General features: G+C 71.4%; 14 protein-coding genes and 1 pseudogene. 4 read left to right on the forward strand and 11 right to left on the reverse strand.

Annotation, left to right across the window (positions count from 1 at the left end):
* Positions 1 to 9: 9 nt before the first annotated feature.
* From OG574_RS07000 to OG574_RS07025, 6 genes are all read right to left on the reverse strand, one after another.
* Positions 10 to 978 (reverse strand): ABC transporter substrate-binding protein, encoded by a 969-nt coding sequence (locus OG574_RS07000; protein ID WP_326772378.1) that lies wholly within the window; start codon positions 976 to 978, stop codon positions 10 to 12.
* The gene (locus OG574_RS07005) at positions 978 to 1,649 is read right to left on the reverse strand and encodes an ABC transporter permease (protein WP_326772379.1); all 672 of its coding nucleotides are present in this window, start codon (positions 1,647 to 1,649) and stop codon (positions 978 to 980) included. The genes OG574_RS07000 and OG574_RS07005 overlap by 1 nt, the downstream gene beginning before the upstream one ends.
* Entirely contained in the window at positions 1,646 to 2,362 is a 717-nt protein-coding gene (locus OG574_RS07010; RefSeq protein ID WP_326772380.1) for an ABC transporter permease, read from the reverse strand. The genes OG574_RS07005 and OG574_RS07010 overlap by 4 nt, the downstream gene beginning before the upstream one ends.
* A gap of 115 nt (positions 2,363 to 2,477) precedes the next feature.
* Positions 2,478 to 3,182 carry a CDGSH iron-sulfur domain-containing protein gene (locus OG574_RS07015; protein ID WP_326772381.1) on the reverse strand — a complete coding sequence of 235 codons (705 nt, stop codon included), beginning with the start codon at positions 3,180 to 3,182 and terminating at the stop codon, positions 2,478 to 2,480.
* A gap of 192 nt (positions 3,183 to 3,374) precedes the next feature.
* On the reverse strand, positions 3,375 to 4,358 hold the full coding sequence (sph, locus tag OG574_RS07020; protein ID WP_326772382.1) for a sphingomyelin phosphodiesterase: 984 nt from the start codon (positions 4,356 to 4,358) through the stop codon (positions 3,375 to 3,377).
* A 123-nt stretch (positions 4,359 to 4,481) separates the two neighbouring features.
* Positions 4,482 to 5,024 carry an FABP family protein gene (locus OG574_RS07025; RefSeq protein ID WP_326772383.1) on the reverse strand — a complete coding sequence of 181 codons (543 nt, stop codon included), beginning with the start codon at positions 5,022 to 5,024 and terminating at the stop codon, positions 4,482 to 4,484.
* A gap of 188 nt (positions 5,025 to 5,212) precedes the next feature.
* Between OG574_RS07025 and OG574_RS07030 the strand changes: the two are divergent.
* Together OG574_RS07030 and OG574_RS07040 are read left to right on the forward strand one after the other, a co-directional pair.
* Positions 5,213 to 6,198: pseudogene (locus OG574_RS07030) on the forward strand (helix-turn-helix domain-containing protein).
* 157 nt (positions 6,199 to 6,355) lie between these two features.
* Complete coding sequence (locus tag OG574_RS07040) at positions 6,356 to 7,843, forward strand: arylsulfatase (protein ID WP_326772385.1); 1,488 nt, start codon at positions 6,356 to 6,358, stop codon at positions 7,841 to 7,843.
* 24 nt (positions 7,844 to 7,867) lie between these two features.
* Here the strand turns inward: OG574_RS07040 and OG574_RS07045 are convergent, their stop codons facing one another.
* Entirely contained in the window at positions 7,868 to 8,635 is a 768-nt protein-coding gene (locus tag OG574_RS07045) for an SDR family NAD(P)-dependent oxidoreductase (RefSeq protein WP_326772387.1), read from the reverse strand.
* A 124-nt stretch (positions 8,636 to 8,759) separates the two neighbouring features.
* On the opposite strand from OG574_RS07045, the gene OG574_RS07050 reads away from it, so the two are divergent.
* Together OG574_RS07050 and OG574_RS07055 are read left to right on the forward strand one after the other, a co-directional pair.
* Complete coding sequence (locus tag OG574_RS07050; RefSeq protein WP_326772388.1) at positions 8,760 to 10,727, forward strand: hypothetical protein; 1,968 nt, start codon at positions 8,760 to 8,762, stop codon at positions 10,725 to 10,727.
* Positions 10,728 to 10,791: 64 nt separating this feature from the next.
* On the forward strand, positions 10,792 to 11,490 hold the full coding sequence (locus tag OG574_RS07055) for a FadR/GntR family transcriptional regulator (RefSeq protein ID WP_326772389.1): 699 nt from the start codon (positions 10,792 to 10,794) through the stop codon (positions 11,488 to 11,490).
* Here the strand turns inward: OG574_RS07055 and OG574_RS07060 are convergent.
* From OG574_RS07060 to OG574_RS07075, 4 genes are all read right to left on the reverse strand, one after another.
* Entirely contained in the window at positions 11,487 to 13,547 is a 2,061-nt protein-coding gene (locus OG574_RS07060; protein WP_326772390.1) for a SpoIIE family protein phosphatase, read from the reverse strand. The two genes, OG574_RS07055 and OG574_RS07060, sit on opposite strands and share 4 nt — an antisense overlap.
* Before the next feature lie 199 nt (positions 13,548 to 13,746).
* Complete coding sequence (locus OG574_RS07065) at positions 13,747 to 15,321, reverse strand: long-chain-fatty-acid--CoA ligase (RefSeq protein ID WP_326772391.1); 1,575 nt, start codon at positions 15,319 to 15,321, stop codon at positions 13,747 to 13,749.
* Between the two features lie 92 nt (positions 15,322 to 15,413).
* Positions 15,414 to 16,172 carry a 3-hydroxyacyl-CoA dehydrogenase gene (locus OG574_RS07070; protein ID WP_326772392.1) on the reverse strand — a complete coding sequence of 253 codons (759 nt, stop codon included), beginning with the start codon at positions 16,170 to 16,172 and terminating at the stop codon, positions 15,414 to 15,416.
* 93 nt (positions 16,173 to 16,265) lie between these two features.
* The gene (locus OG574_RS07075; protein WP_326772393.1) at positions 16,266 to 17,132 is read right to left on the reverse strand and encodes an acyl-CoA thioesterase; all 867 of its coding nucleotides are present in this window, start codon (positions 17,130 to 17,132) and stop codon (positions 16,266 to 16,268) included.
* Between the last annotated feature and the right edge of the window lie 98 nt (positions 17,133 to 17,230).

Here is a 17,230-nt window from a genome sequence, read left to right on the forward strand (position 1 = left end):
CGTAGAAGTTCAGCCCTTGAGCAGCCCCTTCGACTCCAGGTACGAGCGCGCCACGTCCTCCGGAAGCCTGCGCCAGCTGTCCACCTGCTCGTTCATGGACGCCAGGTCCTGGGTGGTCAGTACGGAGTTCAGTGCGCCGAGGACCTTGGCGACGCGCTCGCTGCCCGCCCGCGACCGGTTGACGACCGGCACGATGTAGTCGGCGTTCTGCAGATGCTTGTCGTCGGCGAGCAGCACGAGGCCGAAGTCGGACAGGGTCGCGTCGGTCGTCGTGGTGAGCACCATCTGGTCCTTGCCGTCCTGGACCGCCTTCTTCGACTGGGTGGTGCCGACGCCCTTGGGGTCGACGCCGGTGACGTCGATGCCGTACGTCTCCTTCAGGCCCGGCTCGCAGTAAGGCCGTTGGACGCACTCGTCGCCCGCCGCGAGCCGCACCTTCAGGCCGGACGCGCCGAGGTCGCTGAGCGTCTTGAGTCGGTGCTGCCTCGCGAAGGCGGTGGTCACCGCGAAGGCGTTCTGGTCGACTGCCTTGCCCGGGTCGAGGACGGTGAGCCCGCGCGGGGCGGCGAGGCCGCGCAGCGCCTTCATGGTGGCGTCGAGGTCGGGCGATCCGACGGGCGGGGCCTTGGCGCCGTTCGTCTTGGCGTTGAGCCAGTCGGCGAAGGTCGCCGCGTACTCGGGCACGACGTCGATCTGCCCGGATTCCAGGGCGGGTTCGTACAGTTCGCGGTTGGCGACGGACAGGATCTCGGTGCTGTATCCCGCCTGCTTCAGGAGCAGGGCGTACATCTGGGCGAGCACGTCGCTCTCGGTGAAGCCGGCCGTGCCGATGGTGAGGTGCTTACTGTCTCCGGGCGGGGCGGTGACCGCGCCCTGGTTCTCCAGGGAAGGTCCGCCGGAGCATGCGCCGACCAGAAACAGCGGGAGGAGCGGGAGGAGTACGGCTGTTGCTGTGGCCCGTCGCCGTAAGGCCCTCATCAGGACCTCCCCCGGGCGAGGGCGGGCGCGAACCGTTCGGCGAGCTCGAAGACCCCCTCGACGAGCAGCGCGAAGACGGCGACGAGGACGGCGCCCGCGACGACCTGCGGGGTGCTCGCCAGGTTGAACCCGGCGGTGATGATGCGCCCGAGGCCGCCGCCGCCCGCGAGGGCCGCGATCGTCGCGGTGGCTACGAGCTGCACGGCGGCGATCCGCACCCCGTTCATGATCATCGGCAGGGCGAGGGGCGCCTCCACCTGGAACAGCATCTGCCGCCCGGTCATCCCCATGCCGCGGGCGGCCTGGACGATGTCACGGTCGACGCCGCGCATCCCGACGTAGGCGTTGGTGAGCAGCGGCGGCACCGCGAAAAGCACCAGGGCGACGACAGTGGGTCCCTCGCCGTACTTGCCGAGCGGGGTCAGCAGGAGCAGGACGAGGACCGCGAAGGTGGGGACGGCCCGGCCTACGTTGGAGATGTTCACGGCGAGCGCGCCGCCCTTGCCGAGGTGGCCGAGGACGAGCGCGACGGGCAGGGCGATCAGGCAGCTGATGACCAGGCAGACGAAGGTCAGGACGACGTGCTGGGCGAGCCGGTGCCAGATGCCGTCGCCGCCGGACCAGTGCGAGGCGTCGGCGAGCCAGCCCCAGGCGTCGGTGAGGGTCTTCACGCGTGGCTCGCTCTCGTCCAGGGAGTGAGGATCCGCTGCACCCCGAGCAGCAGCAGGTCGGCGGCGACCGCGATGACGACGCACAGCACGGACGCGGTGAGGACCTGGGCCTTGAAGAACGTGTTCATGCCCGCGTAGATGAGATTGCCGAGGCCGCCGTAGCCGACGATGGCGCCCACCGTGACGAGGGAGACGGCGGAGACCATGGCGATGCGCAGGCCCGCCATCGCGGCCGGCAGGGCGAGGGGCAGCTCCACGGTGAGCAGCAGCCTGACCGGCCCGTATCCCATACCGCGCGCGGCCTGCCGGGTGTCTTCGGGCACCGCGCGCAGGCCCGCGAGGATGTTCCGCACGAGGAGGGTGAGCGAGTACAGCACGAGCCCCGCGACGACGAGGGACGCGGACAGGCCGTACGCGGGCAGCAGCAGCGAGAACATCGCGAGCGACGGGATCGTGTAGAGGATCGTTGTCAGCCCGAGGACGGGGCCTGCCGCGAGGGACCAGCGGCGCGCGAGAACGGCGAGCGGCACGGCGATCACCAGCGCGATCAGGACGGCGAGCGCGGTGAGCTGGAGGTGCTGGACGACCGCGTCGAGCAGGATGTGGCGGCGGGTGCTCAGGTACTCGCCGCAGATCCAGTCGTTGTTCGCCAGACAGTCGTCGGACGGCGCGCTGCCGGGGCTCGGGGTGAGGGGTCCGCTCCATGGAGGCACTCGTCCATTCCAGTGGCAGCCGCGGACGGCGGCGCGCTGGATGACCCGTACGGCGTACGGCCGCGGGTGCCGGAGCCGGCTCGGTCGGGCGTCCTCGCGACGCAGTGCGCCCCGGTCAGGTGCCCTTGAAGCCGATCGACGCGTGGGTACCGTCGCAGAACGGCTTGTTGCGCGAGGCGCCGCAGCGGCACAGCGTCACGCGGTTGCGGACCTCGTACGGCGCGCCGTCGGCGGCGGTCACCGAAATGCCGCCGCGCACCCAGATCCCTCCGCTGACGCCTTCCTGCGGGTCCTCGATGATGCCGATGGACGGCGGGAGTTCCGGCTCGACGGGGCGCCGCTCGGCGAGGTTCCAGGCGACGAGGCGCCCTGAGGGGCAGTCGCCCGTCTCGCGTTCCACCACGTCGGCGGTGCCCTTCTCCTCGACGAGGTTCCACACCTGCCCGTCGGCGTCGCAGAACCGCGCGAAGGCGCACAGGGGCTGGGCGTCGGTGAGGGTGAGCTCGGGTCCGTCCTGCTCGTCGGCCTGCTCCAGATAGGGCAGCCGGCTCGCGGTCTCGGTGCCGTCGAACCCGGCCCGCACATGGCTGCGGTCGCAGAACGGCTTGTTCGCGGACTGCCCGCAGCGGCACAGCTCGTACGTCTCCTCGGTGTCGTACGTGCGCTGCTGCCACCACTCGACGGACTGGCCCCGCGCGTCGGTGACGATGACGAGCTGGATGAGAGGGACACCGCCGGTGACGAGGTACGGCCCGTTCTCCGAGACGCGTACGCCCTGCGCCGAGGCGGAGTGCGGGGCGGGGTCCTGCGCGTCCGGCATGTGGGCCCTTCCTGATGCTGCGTGCGGCGGCCCCTGCTCCAGCCTTGCGGAGGGGGTCGCGGGGCGCCACAGGAGAGGGTCCGTGCCGAGGGCCCGCGCTGCCCGAGGTCCGGGAGCGGCCCACCTCCCCCACACCCGCGAAACCGCTTCCCGACGCCGGACCTCCACGACCCGGCGCCGGGCGCGGGTCGCTCAGCGTCCGGCCTGGAGCGGGTAGTGGTCCGACAGGTTGTCGTACGTGTAGCTCGTGCCCCAACTGCTCACGGTCCAGGGCGCGGTGGTCTCCTTGACCACGTTGTTGACCCACCCCGTCGGCCGCGCATGACCCTGGACGTGCAGGACGTAGTCCAGGTCCTCCTTGGGTTCGCCCGGGTAGCGGTAGCTCGCGATCGAGTTCGCCTCGGTGTCGAACGAGTACGGGTGCCCGGTCCGCGAGTCGGCCCCGACCAAGCCGCCGTCGGCGAGCATGGAGGCGTACTCCGTGCCGTGCGAGTCGACGTTCAGGTCGCCCGCCACCATGACCTGCTCGCCGGCCGGGATGTGCTTGGCGTCCAGGAAGGACTTGATGGCCTTGAACTGGAGGCTGCGGTCCTTGACCGCCTCACCGGCCCCGCACCCGGAGTCCGTGGACTGGGTGTGCGTCCCGACCACGTGCACCTTCGAGCCGTTCACGTCGAGGACGGCGTAGACGAAGCCCTTGTTGGACCACCAGTCGGAGCCGCACGCGTCCTTGTAGACGTACTGCTCCTTGTGCACGATCGGCCACTTGCTGAGCAGCGTCACGCCGCCGTCCTCGGGCGTCGTCGACGAGTACGAGCCGCCGGTGGCGTCCCACCCGTCCTTGGACCGCCCGACGACGGGGGTCTGGTACGGGTACTGCGCCGCCGCGTTGCTCTTCAGCGCGTCGGACGTCGTGTTGTCGAACGCCTCCTGGAGCACGACAACGTCGTTGCCCTGGAAGAACGGCGCGGCCGGGATGGCCGCCGCGCGGTGCGCCTGACCCCAGTTGGGGTAGAGGTTCGTGCTCATCAGAAACGTGTTGTACGTCAGGACCTTGAGCCTCGGCGTATCGGCCGATGTCGCCGCCGACGCCTGCGGGGCGGTCAGGACCGCGGAGGCGGCGGCGAGGGTGACGGCGAGGGCGGAACCGGTCGTGCGGCGGGCAACGCGGGACACGTGGCCTCCCGTTTCTTGTGGGGGAGTTGTGAGGGACGTGAGCACGCCACATCAAAGCAGCCACAGTTACTTCCGGGTAACCACCCGGTGGCCACTTTCTGCCAATCCCCTTACCTGCGTGCGCTAGCCCACGCGCCGCAGCCGTGCCGACAGGTGGTGCTGGAGCGGCATCCCGACGGCCTCGAGGTCGTGGGTGAACGTGAGCGTGCCGTCGTCGGCCAGCGCGTAGCGGCGGCGCGTGGCCTTGACCTCCTTGGCGGTGGGCGTGAGCGCCACCTGGTCGGTGGAGAGGTCGACCGTGTTGCCGTCCGCGGCGCCGACGGAGATCTCCGCGATGCCGGTCGGCTGCGTGATCAGTGACTCCACCCGGCCCTCGGGCTGGAGCCGCCACCAGCCGATCTCCCGCGCCGACGGCCGCAGCGGCGCACCGTCGGCGTCGAGCAGCCAGGCCCGGGCCTCGAAGCGGAGGAACGGCCGGCCGTCGTGGCTGAAGGTGATCTCCTGCGCGTAGGTGAACTCCCCCTCGAGCGTGGGATACCCGCCCTGTCCGCGTCCGCGCCAGATGCCCAGAAGGCCCAGCACGGGCGCCAGCAGCGGGTGCGGGGCGGGAGCCTCGTCCGGGCTGGTGCTGTCGGGGTACGGGTGGGCCGGTGCGGGGTCGTACACGGTGCGCGCTCCTTGAGGTCGGTGCCTGTGCCTCGTGAAGCCTAGGCCTTCTCGTTCGGACCAGGCTGGGCTCGCGGGGCCCGGCACGCACATCTGCCTCTCCCCGGGTGGCACCCTGATCCGTCCATCGGACGTTTATCGTCGACGTGTTTGATCTTCTGACGGGCACGGAACGGGGAGAAGAACACGTGCTGAACGAGACGGAGTTCCGGAGTGCGGACGTGCCGGCGGCGGACCGGCTGGCGTACTGGGCGGAGCGGGTGGGGCAGACCCACGCGCCGGTGCGGATGACCAGCGATCACGCCCATGACTTCCGGGCCACCCAGCGGGTGCTCGACCTCGGTGCCGTGTCCGTGTGGCCTGCCACGTTCCAGCAGCTGATCATCCGGCGCACGCCGAAGCTGATCCGCCGCTCCGACCCGGAGCTGTACCACCTCTCTTTACTCGTGGGCGGGACGGGGACCGGCACCTGGGACCGCGAGGAGGCCGTGTACCGGCCGTCCGACCTGCACATCAACGACTCGTCGGTGCCGTGGGAGATCCGCACCGGCAAGGACCCGGTGACGGCCGTGGGCCTCGAACTGCCCAAGGCGCTGGTGCCGTTGCCCCGCGGGGCGCACGGCCGCTCCCTCCCGAAGCGGGTGCCGGCCGGGACGGGGATCGGCGTGCTGCTCGCGCAGTTCCTGTCCCAGCTGATCGCCGACACCGCGTGCTACCGGCCGTCCGACGGGCCCCGGCTGGGAGGGGTCGTGACCGATCTGGTCACCGCGGTCTTCGCCCACGCCCTGGAGGCCGAGAACAGCCTCCCCCGGACACGCACCGGCGCGCCCTCCTGCTGCGTATCAAGAAGTTCGTCCAGGAGCACCTGCACGACCCGCAGCTCACCCCCGCGGGCGTCGCTGCCGCGCACCACATCTCCACCAGCTATCTGCACCGGCTGTTCGAGAACGAGGAGGCCACGGTCGCCGCCTGGATCCGCCGCCGGCGCCTGGAGGCGACCCGTCGCGACCTCGTCGATCCGGCGCTGAGCTCCTGCCCGATCCACACCGTGGCGGCCCGCTGGGGCTTCCCCCGCGCGGCCGACTTCAGCCGCGCGTTCCGCGCCGCGTACGACATCACGCCGACGGAGTACAGGAGCCGGGCCGCCGCTGTGGACACGCCCCCGCGTCGCTGAGCGCGCCATGACTCCTTGTCGCCAAGTCGACTGTGCGCGCTCGACGTAATCGCCCGCGCACCCTGTTCGGGCCGCCCCGCTCCAGGCATGATCGTCACCGTCGCCCACCCGTCGGCGGTGACCGGGGCCGACGGGATTCCCGGACCCGGAGCCCCTCTTGCGCCAGCCCAATGTCGTACTGATCTGTGTGGACCAGTGGAGGGGCGACTGCCTCTCCGCCGCGGGCCACCCCGACGTCCACACCCCTCACCTGGACGAACTCGCGGGCGAAGGCGTGCGTTTCGACCGCGCCTACTCCGCGACGCCGACCTGTGTCCCCGCTCGCGTGGCCCTCTTCACGGGCCAGTCGCAGGAGCGGCACGGCCGGGTCGGGTACCGCGAGGGTGTGCCCTTCGAGCAGGTCCACCCGGTGACGCTGCCGGGCGAGTTCCGGCGCGGCGGCTACCAGACGCAGGCCGTCGGCAAGATGCACGTGTTCCCTGAGCGCGCACGCCTGGGCTTCGACGACGTACGGCTGCACGACGGCTATCTGCACCACGCGCGCAGGCGTCACAGCCGCAACTTCGAGTTCTTCGACGACTACGTGCCCTGGCTGCGCCGCCAGCCGGGGATGACGCCGGCCGCCGACTACGCGGACCACGGCGTCAGCTGCAACTCCATCGTCGCGCGCCCCTGGGACAAGCCCGAGGCGCTCCATCCGACGACGTGGGCGGTGACCGAGGCGATCGAGTGGCTGCCGCGCCGCGACCCCACCAAGCCGTTCTTCCTCTATCTGTCGTTCCACCGGCCGCACCATCCGTACGACCCGCCCGAGTGGGCCTTCGACCAGTACATGGCGCTCGACCCGTACGAACCCGTGGTCGGTGACTGGGTCGACCACTATGCGCCGTACCGCAAGGACGGCCATCACGAGGCCGCCGTCGGCGTGATCGATCCCCGTCTGGTGCACCGGGCGCGGGCGGGCTACTACGGGCACATGGCGCACATCGATCTGCAGATCAAGCGGTTCCGCGAGGCGCTGGTCGAGGCGGGTCTCGGTGACGACACGATGTTCTGTTTCGTGTCGGACCACGGCGAGATGATGGGCGATCACCACATGTTCCGTAAGGCACTCGGCTTCGAGGGCTCGGCGCGGGTGCCGATCCTGATGAACCTCGCGCCGTCGATGCGCGGGGGCGCGGGCGGCTCGGTGGCCGACGAGGTCGTGGAACTGCGCGACGTGATGCCGACGCTGCTCGAGGCTGCGGGACTTCCGGTGCCGGACAGTGTCGACGGGCGCAGCCTGCTGCCGTTCCTGCGCGGTGAACGCCCGGACGACTGGCGGGAGTACCTGCACGGCGAGCACACCTATCTGGGGCAGTCGCTTCAGTGGGTGACCGACGGGCGGCACAAGTATCTGTGGATGTCCGGCGACGGGCACGAGCAGCTCTTCGATCTCGCCGAGGATCCGAAGGAGTTGGTGAACCTGGCGCGGCGGCCCGAACACGCCGCGCTGCTGGAGCACTGGCGCGGGCGGCTGATCGACGCGCTGCGCGACCGCGAGGAGGGCTTCGTGGACGACGGCGAACTGGTGACGGGCCGGCCGGTGGTCACCGAGCTGCGGCACACCCGGGAGCGCATCGCCGCCGCGACCGGGGTCGGCTGACAGGGGGACTTCTGGTGAGGGAGATCAGGCGAACCGCACTCCGAGCCCGCCGTCCACGGCCCACTCCGCGCCCGTGACGAAGGACGCCGCGTCGGAGGCGAGGAAGCAGACCACTTCGGCGACCTCCTCGGGGGTGCCGATCCGGCCCAGCGGATGGACGTCGAGCGCCTTGCGCTCGGCGTCCCGGTCCGGGTGCTGCTCGAAGTACTCGTCGACCAGTGCCGTCCTGATGTAGCCGGGGCTGACCGCGTTGACCCGTACGCCGTGCGGCGCGACCTCCAGGGCCATCGAGCGGGTCAGCCCGACAAGTCCGGACTTGGCCGCCGCGTACGGGTACATACCGGCGCAGGTCAGCTTCGCGTGCAGGGACGCGATGTTGACGATCGCCCCGCTGCCGCGCTCGATCATCGACGGCAGGGTGTGCTTCGCGCAGAGGAAGGCCGCCTTCAGGTCTACGTCGAAGACCTGGTCCCATTCCGCCTCGGTCATGGCGACCGGCTCGGCGTAGACGTTGCGTCCTGCGTTGTTGACCAGGATGTCGAGCGGTCCGAGCGTGGCGGTCACGTCGTCCACGGCGTCGGCGACCGACTGCCCGTCCGTGACGTCGACCCGGCGGAAGGCGACGCGGGCGCCCCTGCCGGAGAGTTCGTCGCGCAGCGCCGCTCCGGACTCCTCGTCCAGGTCGAAGAACGCCACGGCCGCGTCCTCGCGCACGGCCGTCTCGACGACCGCCCGGCCGATGCCGCGCGCCCCGCCCGTCACCAGGACCACCCGGTCCGCCAACCGCCCCATCGCCACTCCTCGATCGCTCCGCCTGCCCGGCCCTCGCCCGGCTCTTGACAGCCTAGCTGCTAAGTAGCGACCCTTGCTGTCGCCCCGCGCCCCGGCCGGGCCCCGAGACCGAAGGTGCGAACGAGTGACCTCACGCTATGTGCTCCGACTCCAGGTGGATCCGGCCGACGATCCGACGCAGGCCGGCGACAGGCTGCTCGCCCTGGCGCGGGCGGCGCGAGCCGAGGAGATCTGCGTATTCCTCTTCGGCCTGGAGTTCAACGACGGCCACGAGAGCCTCGACGGCGTCGCGCACTGGCTGGCGACCACGCGCCCGTGGCGCACCCGGCTCCGCGCCGAGGGCATCGCCGTGAGCCTCAACCCCGGCCACACCGTGGGCCACAGCGACTGGGCCCGCTCCCTCAAGCCCGGCCAGACCTGGCAGACGATGACCGACCAGCACGGGACGGCCGCCGCCGTGCAGGTGTGCCCGCTGGACCCCGGCTGGCGCGCGTACTTCGCGCAGACCCTGCGTCTGTACGCAGCCGAGGACGTCGACACGGTGTGGATCGAGGACGACATCCGGCTGCACAACCACCGCCCGCTCGACTGGGGCGGCTGCTTCTGCCCGCTCCACCTGGCCGAGTTCGCCCGCCGCACCGGCATCGAGACGACGCGCGAGAAGCTGGTCGCGGCCTGTACCGCGCCCGGCGACCCGCACCCCTGGCGGGAGCGCTGGCTGGACTTCTGGGACACCACGCAGCGCGAACTCCTCACGTCCTGGCGCGAGATACTCGGCGACCGGCTCGGCCTGATGTCCTCACGCACGGACTCCCACGCCGCCGAGGGCCGCGACTGGCAGTCCTGGCTGGACCTCCCGACCGTGCACCGCCCGCACTTCTGGGGCTACTCCGACGGCGCCGGACCCGAACTTCCGCGCGCGATCCAGCAGTTGGACATGCAGCGCACGGTGCAGCCCGAGGGCCTGCGCAGCTTCCCCGAGATCGAGTGCTGGCCCTACGGACACTGGAACAAGTCCTTCCGCCAGACGGGCGCCCAGATGTCCCTGGCCCACATCCTCGGCAGCGACGGCCTCGCGATCAGCCTCTACGACTTCCTCGGCAACCACCCGGACGACGAACCCCGCCGCGCCTCCTTCCTCGCAAAGTGGCGGGACACCTTCGACTGGCTGTCGGAGACGTTCCCGAAGACCCTGCGGACCGTCGGCGTCGGTCTGCCCTGGTCGGAGCGGACCGGACGGCGCACCCGCACCGAGCGCGAGGGCTGGCAGTCGCTCGTCGTCCCGCACGGCTCATGGGCCGGACTGCTCGGCGCCGCGGGCCACGCAGTGACCGCCCGGGGCGGCGCGAGCGTGAACGCCCTGTCCGGAGAGGCGACCTGGTCCTTCGAGGACGCCGAACTGCGTGAGTGGCTGGGCCAGGGACTCCTGCTCGACTCGGTGGCGGCCCGCATCCTCTTCGAGCGCGGCTACGGCCCGCTGATCGGCGTGACGGGGGCGCTGCCGTCCCCCGAGGGGTACGCCCGCGAGATCTGCACCGACCCCGAGTTCTCCCTGCGCCCCGGCTGCGCGATCTCCCTGGACACCGAGAGCTACGACCGTTCCACCGTGGTCGCGTTCGACCCCGCGCCGGACGCGCGCGTCGCCAGCGTGGTCCGCGACCAGCTCGACCGCGAGAGAGGCAGCGGACTCCTCCTGTACGAGAACGCGCTGGGCGGCCGGGTCGCCGTCACTCCCTGGCCCGCCCACACCCCCGGCATGACCCTCATGAACGCACAGCGCGAGGCGCAGTTGGGCGCCGTACTCGACTGGCTGGACCGGGGTGCGCACGCGCGGGCCACAGGTCATCCGTGGCTCGTCACACAGGCGCTGACGGACGGCACTCGCTGGCGCGTCGTGGTGTGGAACGCGTCGCCGGACGAGGCCGACGACTTCCGGCTCCGGCTGCCGCAGGGCATGCCGGAACCACGCTCGGTGGTCCAGGTGACGGCCAGGGGCGAACGCCTCACCGCGGCCTGGCGCGACGGCCGTCCGCTGCTGTCGCGCCCGCTCGGGCAGTGGGAGTACGTGGTGCTGAGCAGCAAACACGCCTGATTCCCGCCGAGACGCCAACGGTACGCTGGGGCCCGCCCGGCACGTCCCCCTAAGGAGTTCCCACGTGGCAGTGCGCCGCACCACACTGTTCGATCAGGTCGCCGGCGAGATCGTCGATCTGATCGAGGAGTCGGGGCTCGAGCCCGGCGACGACGTGCCGTCGGAGGGCGAACTCGCGGCCCGGTTCGGGGTCAACCGGCTCGCGGTGCGCGAGGCGATCCGGGTGCTGTCCGCCCGCGAGATCCTCGTGTCGAGCCAGGGCCGGCCGGCCAGGGTCAACGTCCCCTCGGCGCGGGTGTTCGGGCAGATCCTCCAATTCCGCCTGCGCCAGCAGTCGTTGGAGGTCGCCGACGTCCTGGACGCGCGCGCCGCCATCGAGGGAGCGCTGGCGTCCCGCGCGGCGGCGCGGGTCGCGTCCGGCGACGCCTCCCCCGACGCGGCGGGCGCGCTGCTCGACGAGATGGAGGACGCCGTCGAGGACCGCGACCGCTTCGTGGCCCTCGATCTCGCCTTCCACCACGAGATCGCGCGCATGGCCGGGAACGGCATGCTGGAACTCGTATTGGAGTCGCTCTCGGACATCCTCACCGCACACCGGCTGGCCAGCTACGAAGGGCGGTCCCGCCGGGGCGACAGCCAGCGGGCGACGATCACGGCCCACCGGCGGATCCTGGCCGCCATCGCGACGGGCGCACAGGACGATGCGGTCGCCGCCATGGCGGCCCACCTCGACGAGACCGGCGAGGATCTCGCCGTGCCTTAGGCGCGCCCAGGTGGCCCCACCTCCGCGAACTCGCACCACACCGCCTTCCCTTCACCCCGCGGTTCGACACCCCAGGAGTCCGCGACCGCGTCGACGAGCAGCAGCCCGCGACCGGATGTCGCGGCCTCGCCCGGTGTGCGGCGGCGCGGGAACACGCTCGACCGGTCCTTGACCCAGAGCCGGACGCACCGCGCCGGGCCCGGCAGCACTTCGAGGGTGATGACGGCGCCGGCCTCCGTGTGCAGGAGCGCGTTCACCATCAGCTCACCGGCAGCGACCTCGACGTCGTCCGCTACCGCCGCGAATCCCCAGTCCTCCAGGGCCCTTCGCAGCGCTGTGCGGGTCTCGACGAGACCCTGCGGGTCCGCCGGGTGAAGGTACTGGTGGATGCGCGGCGCGAGCGGGGTTCCCGGGTCGAGGTCCCGGCGCAGGACGAGCAGTGCCACGTCGTCGGCGGTCGGCGTGACCTGCGAGACCCGTTCCGACAGATGCTCGGCGATGGCCCGCGCCTGGACGGCCCCGTTGCGCACCGCTTCGGTCATGGCCTTCACGCCTGCCGTCACGTCGCGCCCCCGATGCTCGACGAGGCCATCCGTGAACAGGACGAAAGCCTCGCCGGGCAGCAGGTCGAGCCGTGTCTCGGGATACTCCTCCTGCTCGAACTCCGTGGCCAGGCCCAGCGGGAGTCCGCCCCGCACCGGCGGGGTGCTGACGCGGCCGTCCGCGTGCCGTAGTACGGGTTCCAGGTGGCCGGCCCTGATGGCCCGTACATCTCCGGTGGCGGGGTCGACCTGGGCGTACGTGCAGGTGGCGAAGCGGTCGGTGTCGAGTTCGGCGAGGAAGCGCGAGGCGCGCGCGATGACCGTGGACGGCGGGTGGCCCTCACCCGCGAAGGCACGGAGCGCGATGCGCAACTGGCCCATGACGGCGGCGGCCTGGGTGTCGTGCCCCTCGACGTCACCGACGACGATCCCGATCCTGCGCCGGGGCAGCGGGATCACGTCGTACCAGTCGCCGCCGACCTCCCGTCCGCTGCCCGCCGCGTGGTAGCGGGCGGCGATCTCGACGCCCGGGAACTTGGGGATGTGCCGGGGCAGCATGCTCGACTGCAGACCCGTGGCGAAGTCGCGTTCGTTGTCGAAGAGGATGGCCCGCTGGAGGGACTGGGCGACGATGCCCGCGAGGCCGACGCACAGGTCGCGGTCCTCCGCCGTGAACTCGTCGCGCCCCCGGAAGAGCAGCGCGAGGCCTCCCACGGAGCGGGCCTGGGCGACCAGCGGCAGGAAGGCGGCCGCGTCCAGCTCAAGGCGTTTCGCGTACGGGCCGAGGCGCGGGAAGGTGTCCGCGAGTTCGCGCAGGGAGGTGACGAAGCGGGGGCGCTGGGTCATCACCGCCTGGGCGAGGGGCAGCGACTCGTCGAGGCGGTGCAGCTTGAGCTCCTCGAGGACGGACGTCGACTCACCTGCCAGGGCGATGAGTTGGAGCGCGTCGCCCTCGACGAGGCCGAGGACGAGTCCCTCCGCGCCGAAGCGTTCGAGCCCGCCCGGACCGGTGAGGACGGCGGTCACGTCGGACACCGTCATGGCGTGGGACAGGGCGTCGGCGGTGCCTTGAAGGACGGTGGTCATCCGCTGCCACCCCGCGAGCTGTCCGGGGCTGGTCATGGCGAGCTGGGCGCGGTCCGCGTCGGCGTCGCGCACGATACCGACCACACGCAGCGGGGTGCCGCTCTCGTCCCTCAGGACCCGGCCGCGCATATGCGTCCACTGCTGTTCGCCGTCGCGGCGCCGCACGCGGAAGTACGCACCGCAAGAGGAGCGTCCCGCATGGATCGCCGTCATCGCGGCGGCGCCGATCCGGGCGCCCTCCTCGGGCGCGACCTGGGACAGCAAGGACTCGGGCCGGCCGTCGTACTCGTCGGGCCCGATGTCGAGCACGGCGAAGCCCGCCGCGTCCAGCTCGAGGGTGCCCTCCTCCAGGTCCCAGTCGAAGGTGCCCACGCGGTTCAGGGCGAGGCGCTCCCCGAGGCCGATCTCCGCCCTGCGCCTTCCTGCCATGCGTTCGCTCCGGAGAAGTGAGCCGGGAAACCCCGGCCAGCCGGCCGGGCCTGTCGCCTCCGGCGCTCCGTCCAGCCCCGCGCGGTCAACGCCGGGAGCCCTCCGAGCATAGCTTTGTGGAATTTATAACGCATTTCTACGCATATGCGGCACGACTTTCTCTGCATATGCGGCACGACGATCAGCGTGTTCCCGCCGCTCAGGGCTCGCGCGGGGCCAGGTTCTGGCGCAGGACCCGCTTGAGGATCTTTCCGCTGGGGTTGCGGGGCAGCTCCTCCACGAAGTGGACGATCCGCGGCTTCTTGTACGAGGCGATGCGCTCGCGCGCGAAGTCGATGAGGTCCTGTGCGGTGACCGCGTCTGCCCCGGGCCGCAGCACGACGGCAGCGGTGACGGCCTCCCCCCACAGCTCGTCAGGGGTGCCGAACACGGCGACATCCAGGACCGCGGGGTGCTCGGCGAGTACGGACTCGACCTCGATCGGGTACACGTTCTCGCCGCCCGTGATCACCATGTCCTTCATCCGGTCGGTGATGAACAGGTAGCCGTCCTTGTCCAGGTATCCCGCGTCGCCGGTCCTGAGCCAGCCGTCGGCGGTGAACAACGCCTCGTTCTCCCGCGGCCGTTTCCAGTAGCCCGGGGTGACCTGCCGGGAGCGGGTGAGGATCTCGCCCACGACACCCGGCGCCACATGATCGCCGGTGACCGGGTCGGCGATGGCGACCTCGACCTCGGGCCACACGTTGCCCGCCGAACGCAGCAGCGCGGAGCGCGGTCCGTCCACGACGTGGTCCTCGGGCAGCAGCCGCGCGGCGGAGCCGGTCGTCTCGGTGAGGCCGTACTTCTGGTAGAAGCCGCAGCCGAACGCTTCCATGGACCGGCGCAGCAGTGCGGGCGTGATGGGCGAGGCGCCATAGACGATCAACTGGAGGGCGGAGAAGTCGCGTTCGTCGATGTCGGGCAGTGCGGTGAGGAGGTGGAGTATGGCGGGCACGAAGAACGTGTGTGTGACCCGGTGGCGCTCCATGAGATCGACGACGGCGGCCGGGACGAGGTCGGGGACCAGTACCGTGTGGGCGCCCGCGGCGAGCGCGTTCACCAGCCAGCCGGTCCCGGCGATGTGGAAGACGGGCATGACGTTCAGGGAGACGGACGCCGTCGTCCAGCCCATCTCGCGCAGCTGGGCCTCGCTCGCGCTGCAGTTGTTCAGCGTGAGCTGGACGCCCTTGGGCAGCCCCGTGGTGCCGGAGGTGTAGAGCTGGAGGAAGACCGCGTCCTCGCTCCCGGCACCGGGGTCGACGTCGCTCGCCGCGGCCAGCCACTTCTCGTATGTGTGCTCGCCTGCGTCCGCCTCGCTCTCGGTGACGAGGGTGATGCCGGGAAGCGCGGCGCGGACGGCACGCGCGCCGGGCAGGAACTCGGTCTGGGTGAGGACGACGGCGAGTTCGGCGTCCTGGGCGACCGCGACCAGTTCGCGCTCGGCCAGGCGCCAGTTCAGCGGGGTGGCGACGAGCCCTGCCTTGGCGCAGCCCATGAGGAGCTCCGCCGAGAGGACACCGGGGCGTACGAGATATCCGACGTGGGCGCCCTTGGGCAGGCCCGCGGCGAGGAGGGCCTGCGCGACACGGTTGCCGCGCCGGTCGAGCTCGGCGTAGGTCAGCGTCCGTGGGCCTTCGGTGACGGCTGGGGCGCCGGGGTGCAGCGCGGCGTGCTGTCGTACGGCGTCGGGCAGGAACGGGCCCATGCGGGAGTCCTCCATCGGCGTCGGCTTCATCGACTGTTCGCAGGACAGGAGCGGACCGTGAGCATCCCGGCCCGGCAGCACGGCGTCAATGCGTTGAACACACGTTCAGGGCCGGTTCGCGGCTACTTGGGGGCCATGCGGATCGAGCCGTCGAGGCGGATGGTCTCGCCGTTCAGCATCGGGTTGGTGACGATCGCCTCGACGAGCTGCGCGTACTCGGCGGGCTGTCCGAGGCGGCTGGGGTGCGGGACCTGTGCGCCGAGCGAGTCGCGGGCCTCCTGCGGCAGCCGCCCCAGCAGCGGCGTCTCGAAGAGGCCGGGGGCGATCGTCATCACGCGGATGCTCGTCCGCGCGAGGTCGCGGGCGATCGGCAGGGTCATGCCGACGATGCCGCCCTTGGACGCGGAGTACGCGCACTGGCCGATCTGCCCGTCGTACGCGGCCACGGAGGCCGTGTTGACGATCACGCCGCGGTCGCCGTCGAGCGGCTCGTTGCCGCCCATCGCCTGGGCGGCCAGGCGGATCACGTTGAAGGTTCCCACCAGGTTGACCTCGACGACCTTGCGGAACTGGTCGAGGTCGTACGGGCCCTCCTTGCCGACGGTGCGGCCCGCACCGCCGATCCCGGCGCAGTTGACGGTGACGCGCAGCGGGGCGAGCGCGGCGGCGGCGCCGACCGAGGCGGTGACGTCGGCCTCGCTGGTGACGTCACCGGCAACGAACGTCGCGCCGATCTCCTTGGCGACGGCCGCACCGTCGGAGGAGGCCAGATCGAGGATGACGACGCGCGCACCGTTCGCGACGAGCCGCTCGGCGGTCGCCCGCCCGAGGCCGGAGGCTCCACCGGTGACGAGGGCGGACGAACTGGCATTGATCTGCATGGGTTTCCCGTCTCTCCGCTCGCTCTTCTTGAACGATCGTTAAATTATGCCGGGAAGCAGATCCTGTCCATGCGGCGAGCCGGGCGAACCGGTTCACGCGGGCCCGGATTCCTCCGGCATCCGCAGCAGCGCCTCCTGGACGACCGACGCGACGAGCTGCCCGTCCCGGTCCCAGAACTCCCCGTACGCCAGGGTGCGCCCGTCGCCCGCGAGGCGACTGCGGCAGGCGTACAGGAGCCAGGCGTCGGCCCGGAACGGGCGGTGGAACCACATCGCGTGGTCGAGCGAGGCGAGGACGATGCCGGCCGGCCGCGGTTCCCCGTACGGCACGAGGGCCGTGGGGGCCAGCGGTGCGTCGGAGATGTACGCGAGGGCGCAGGCGTGCAGCGCGGGGTCGTCGGGAAGGGCGCCGACCGTGCGGAACCACCCGAACCGTTCGATCTGCCCCTCGTCCGCGCCGTGGACGTCCGGCACCTTCCGGTACTCCACCGCCGTGCGCAGCGGATGCGTCGCCGGACGGGACGAGAAGCCGTCGTCGAGGTCTTCGGGTCCCGGAACGTCCGGCATGCCGGGCTGCCGCCAACTCCCGTCCTGCTGTGGCAGTTTGAAGGACACGCTCATCGTGAGCGCGTCCTTGCCGTCCTGGGTGGCGGTCACCTGGCGCACGGAGTAGCTCCACCCGTCCCGCACCACGTCGGACACATAGCGCGCGGGCCGCTCGGGCGCGACGGGGCGCAGGAAGTAGGCGTGCAGGGAGTGCACGGCGCGGTCGTCCTCGACGGTGCGGTACGCCGCGGCCAGCGCCTGGCCCACGACCGCCCCGCCATAGGCGCGCCGCGGCGCGCGGCCGGCGTGGCAGTACCCCTGGAGGACGCCCGAGCCGACGTCCTCCAGGGCGAGGCGCTCGCCCTTGCCGAGGGGACCGAAGGGCTGCGCCTGCTCCAGAACTCTGTTGATCATTCGTTAAGTGTCCAGGCCACGCACCCCGCCTGTCCACCCTTCGCGATCCCGGCACCCGCCCGCAGCTCCGGTGCCGGGATCGGATCACCGTCCTCTCC

The organism is Streptomyces sp. NBC_01445 (assembly GCF_035918235.1).
GTDB lineage: Bacteria > Actinomycetota > Actinomycetes > Streptomycetales > Streptomycetaceae > Streptomyces.

Excerpts from the sequence above, each read along its gene's own strand:
- OG574_RS07000 (WP_326772378.1), bottom strand. The coding sequence starts at position 978 with ATGAGGGCCTTACGGCGACGGGCCACAGCAACAGCCGTACTCCTCCCG.
- OG574_RS07015 (WP_326772381.1), bottom strand. The coding sequence starts at position 3,182 with ATGCCGGACGCGCAGGACCCCGCCCCGCACTCCGCCTCGGCGCAGGGC.
- OG574_RS07045 (WP_326772387.1), bottom strand. The coding sequence starts at position 8,635 with ATGGGGCGGTTGGCGGACCGGGTGGTCCTGGTGACGGGCGGGGCGCGC.
- OG574_RS07060 (WP_326772390.1), bottom strand. The coding sequence starts at position 13,547 with ATGGCAGGAAGGCGCAGGGCGGAGATCGGCCTCGGGGAGCGCCTCGCC.
- OG574_RS07065 (WP_326772391.1), bottom strand. The coding sequence starts at position 15,321 with ATGAAGCCGACGCCGATGGAGGACTCCCGCATGGGCCCGTTCCTGCCC.
- OG574_RS07070 (WP_326772392.1), bottom strand. The coding sequence starts at position 16,172 with ATGCAGATCAATGCCAGTTCGTCCGCCCTCGTCACCGGTGGAGCCTCC.
- OG574_RS07075 (WP_326772393.1), bottom strand. The coding sequence starts at position 17,132 with ATGATCAACAGAGTTCTGGAGCAGGCGCAGCCCTTCGGTCCCCTCGGC.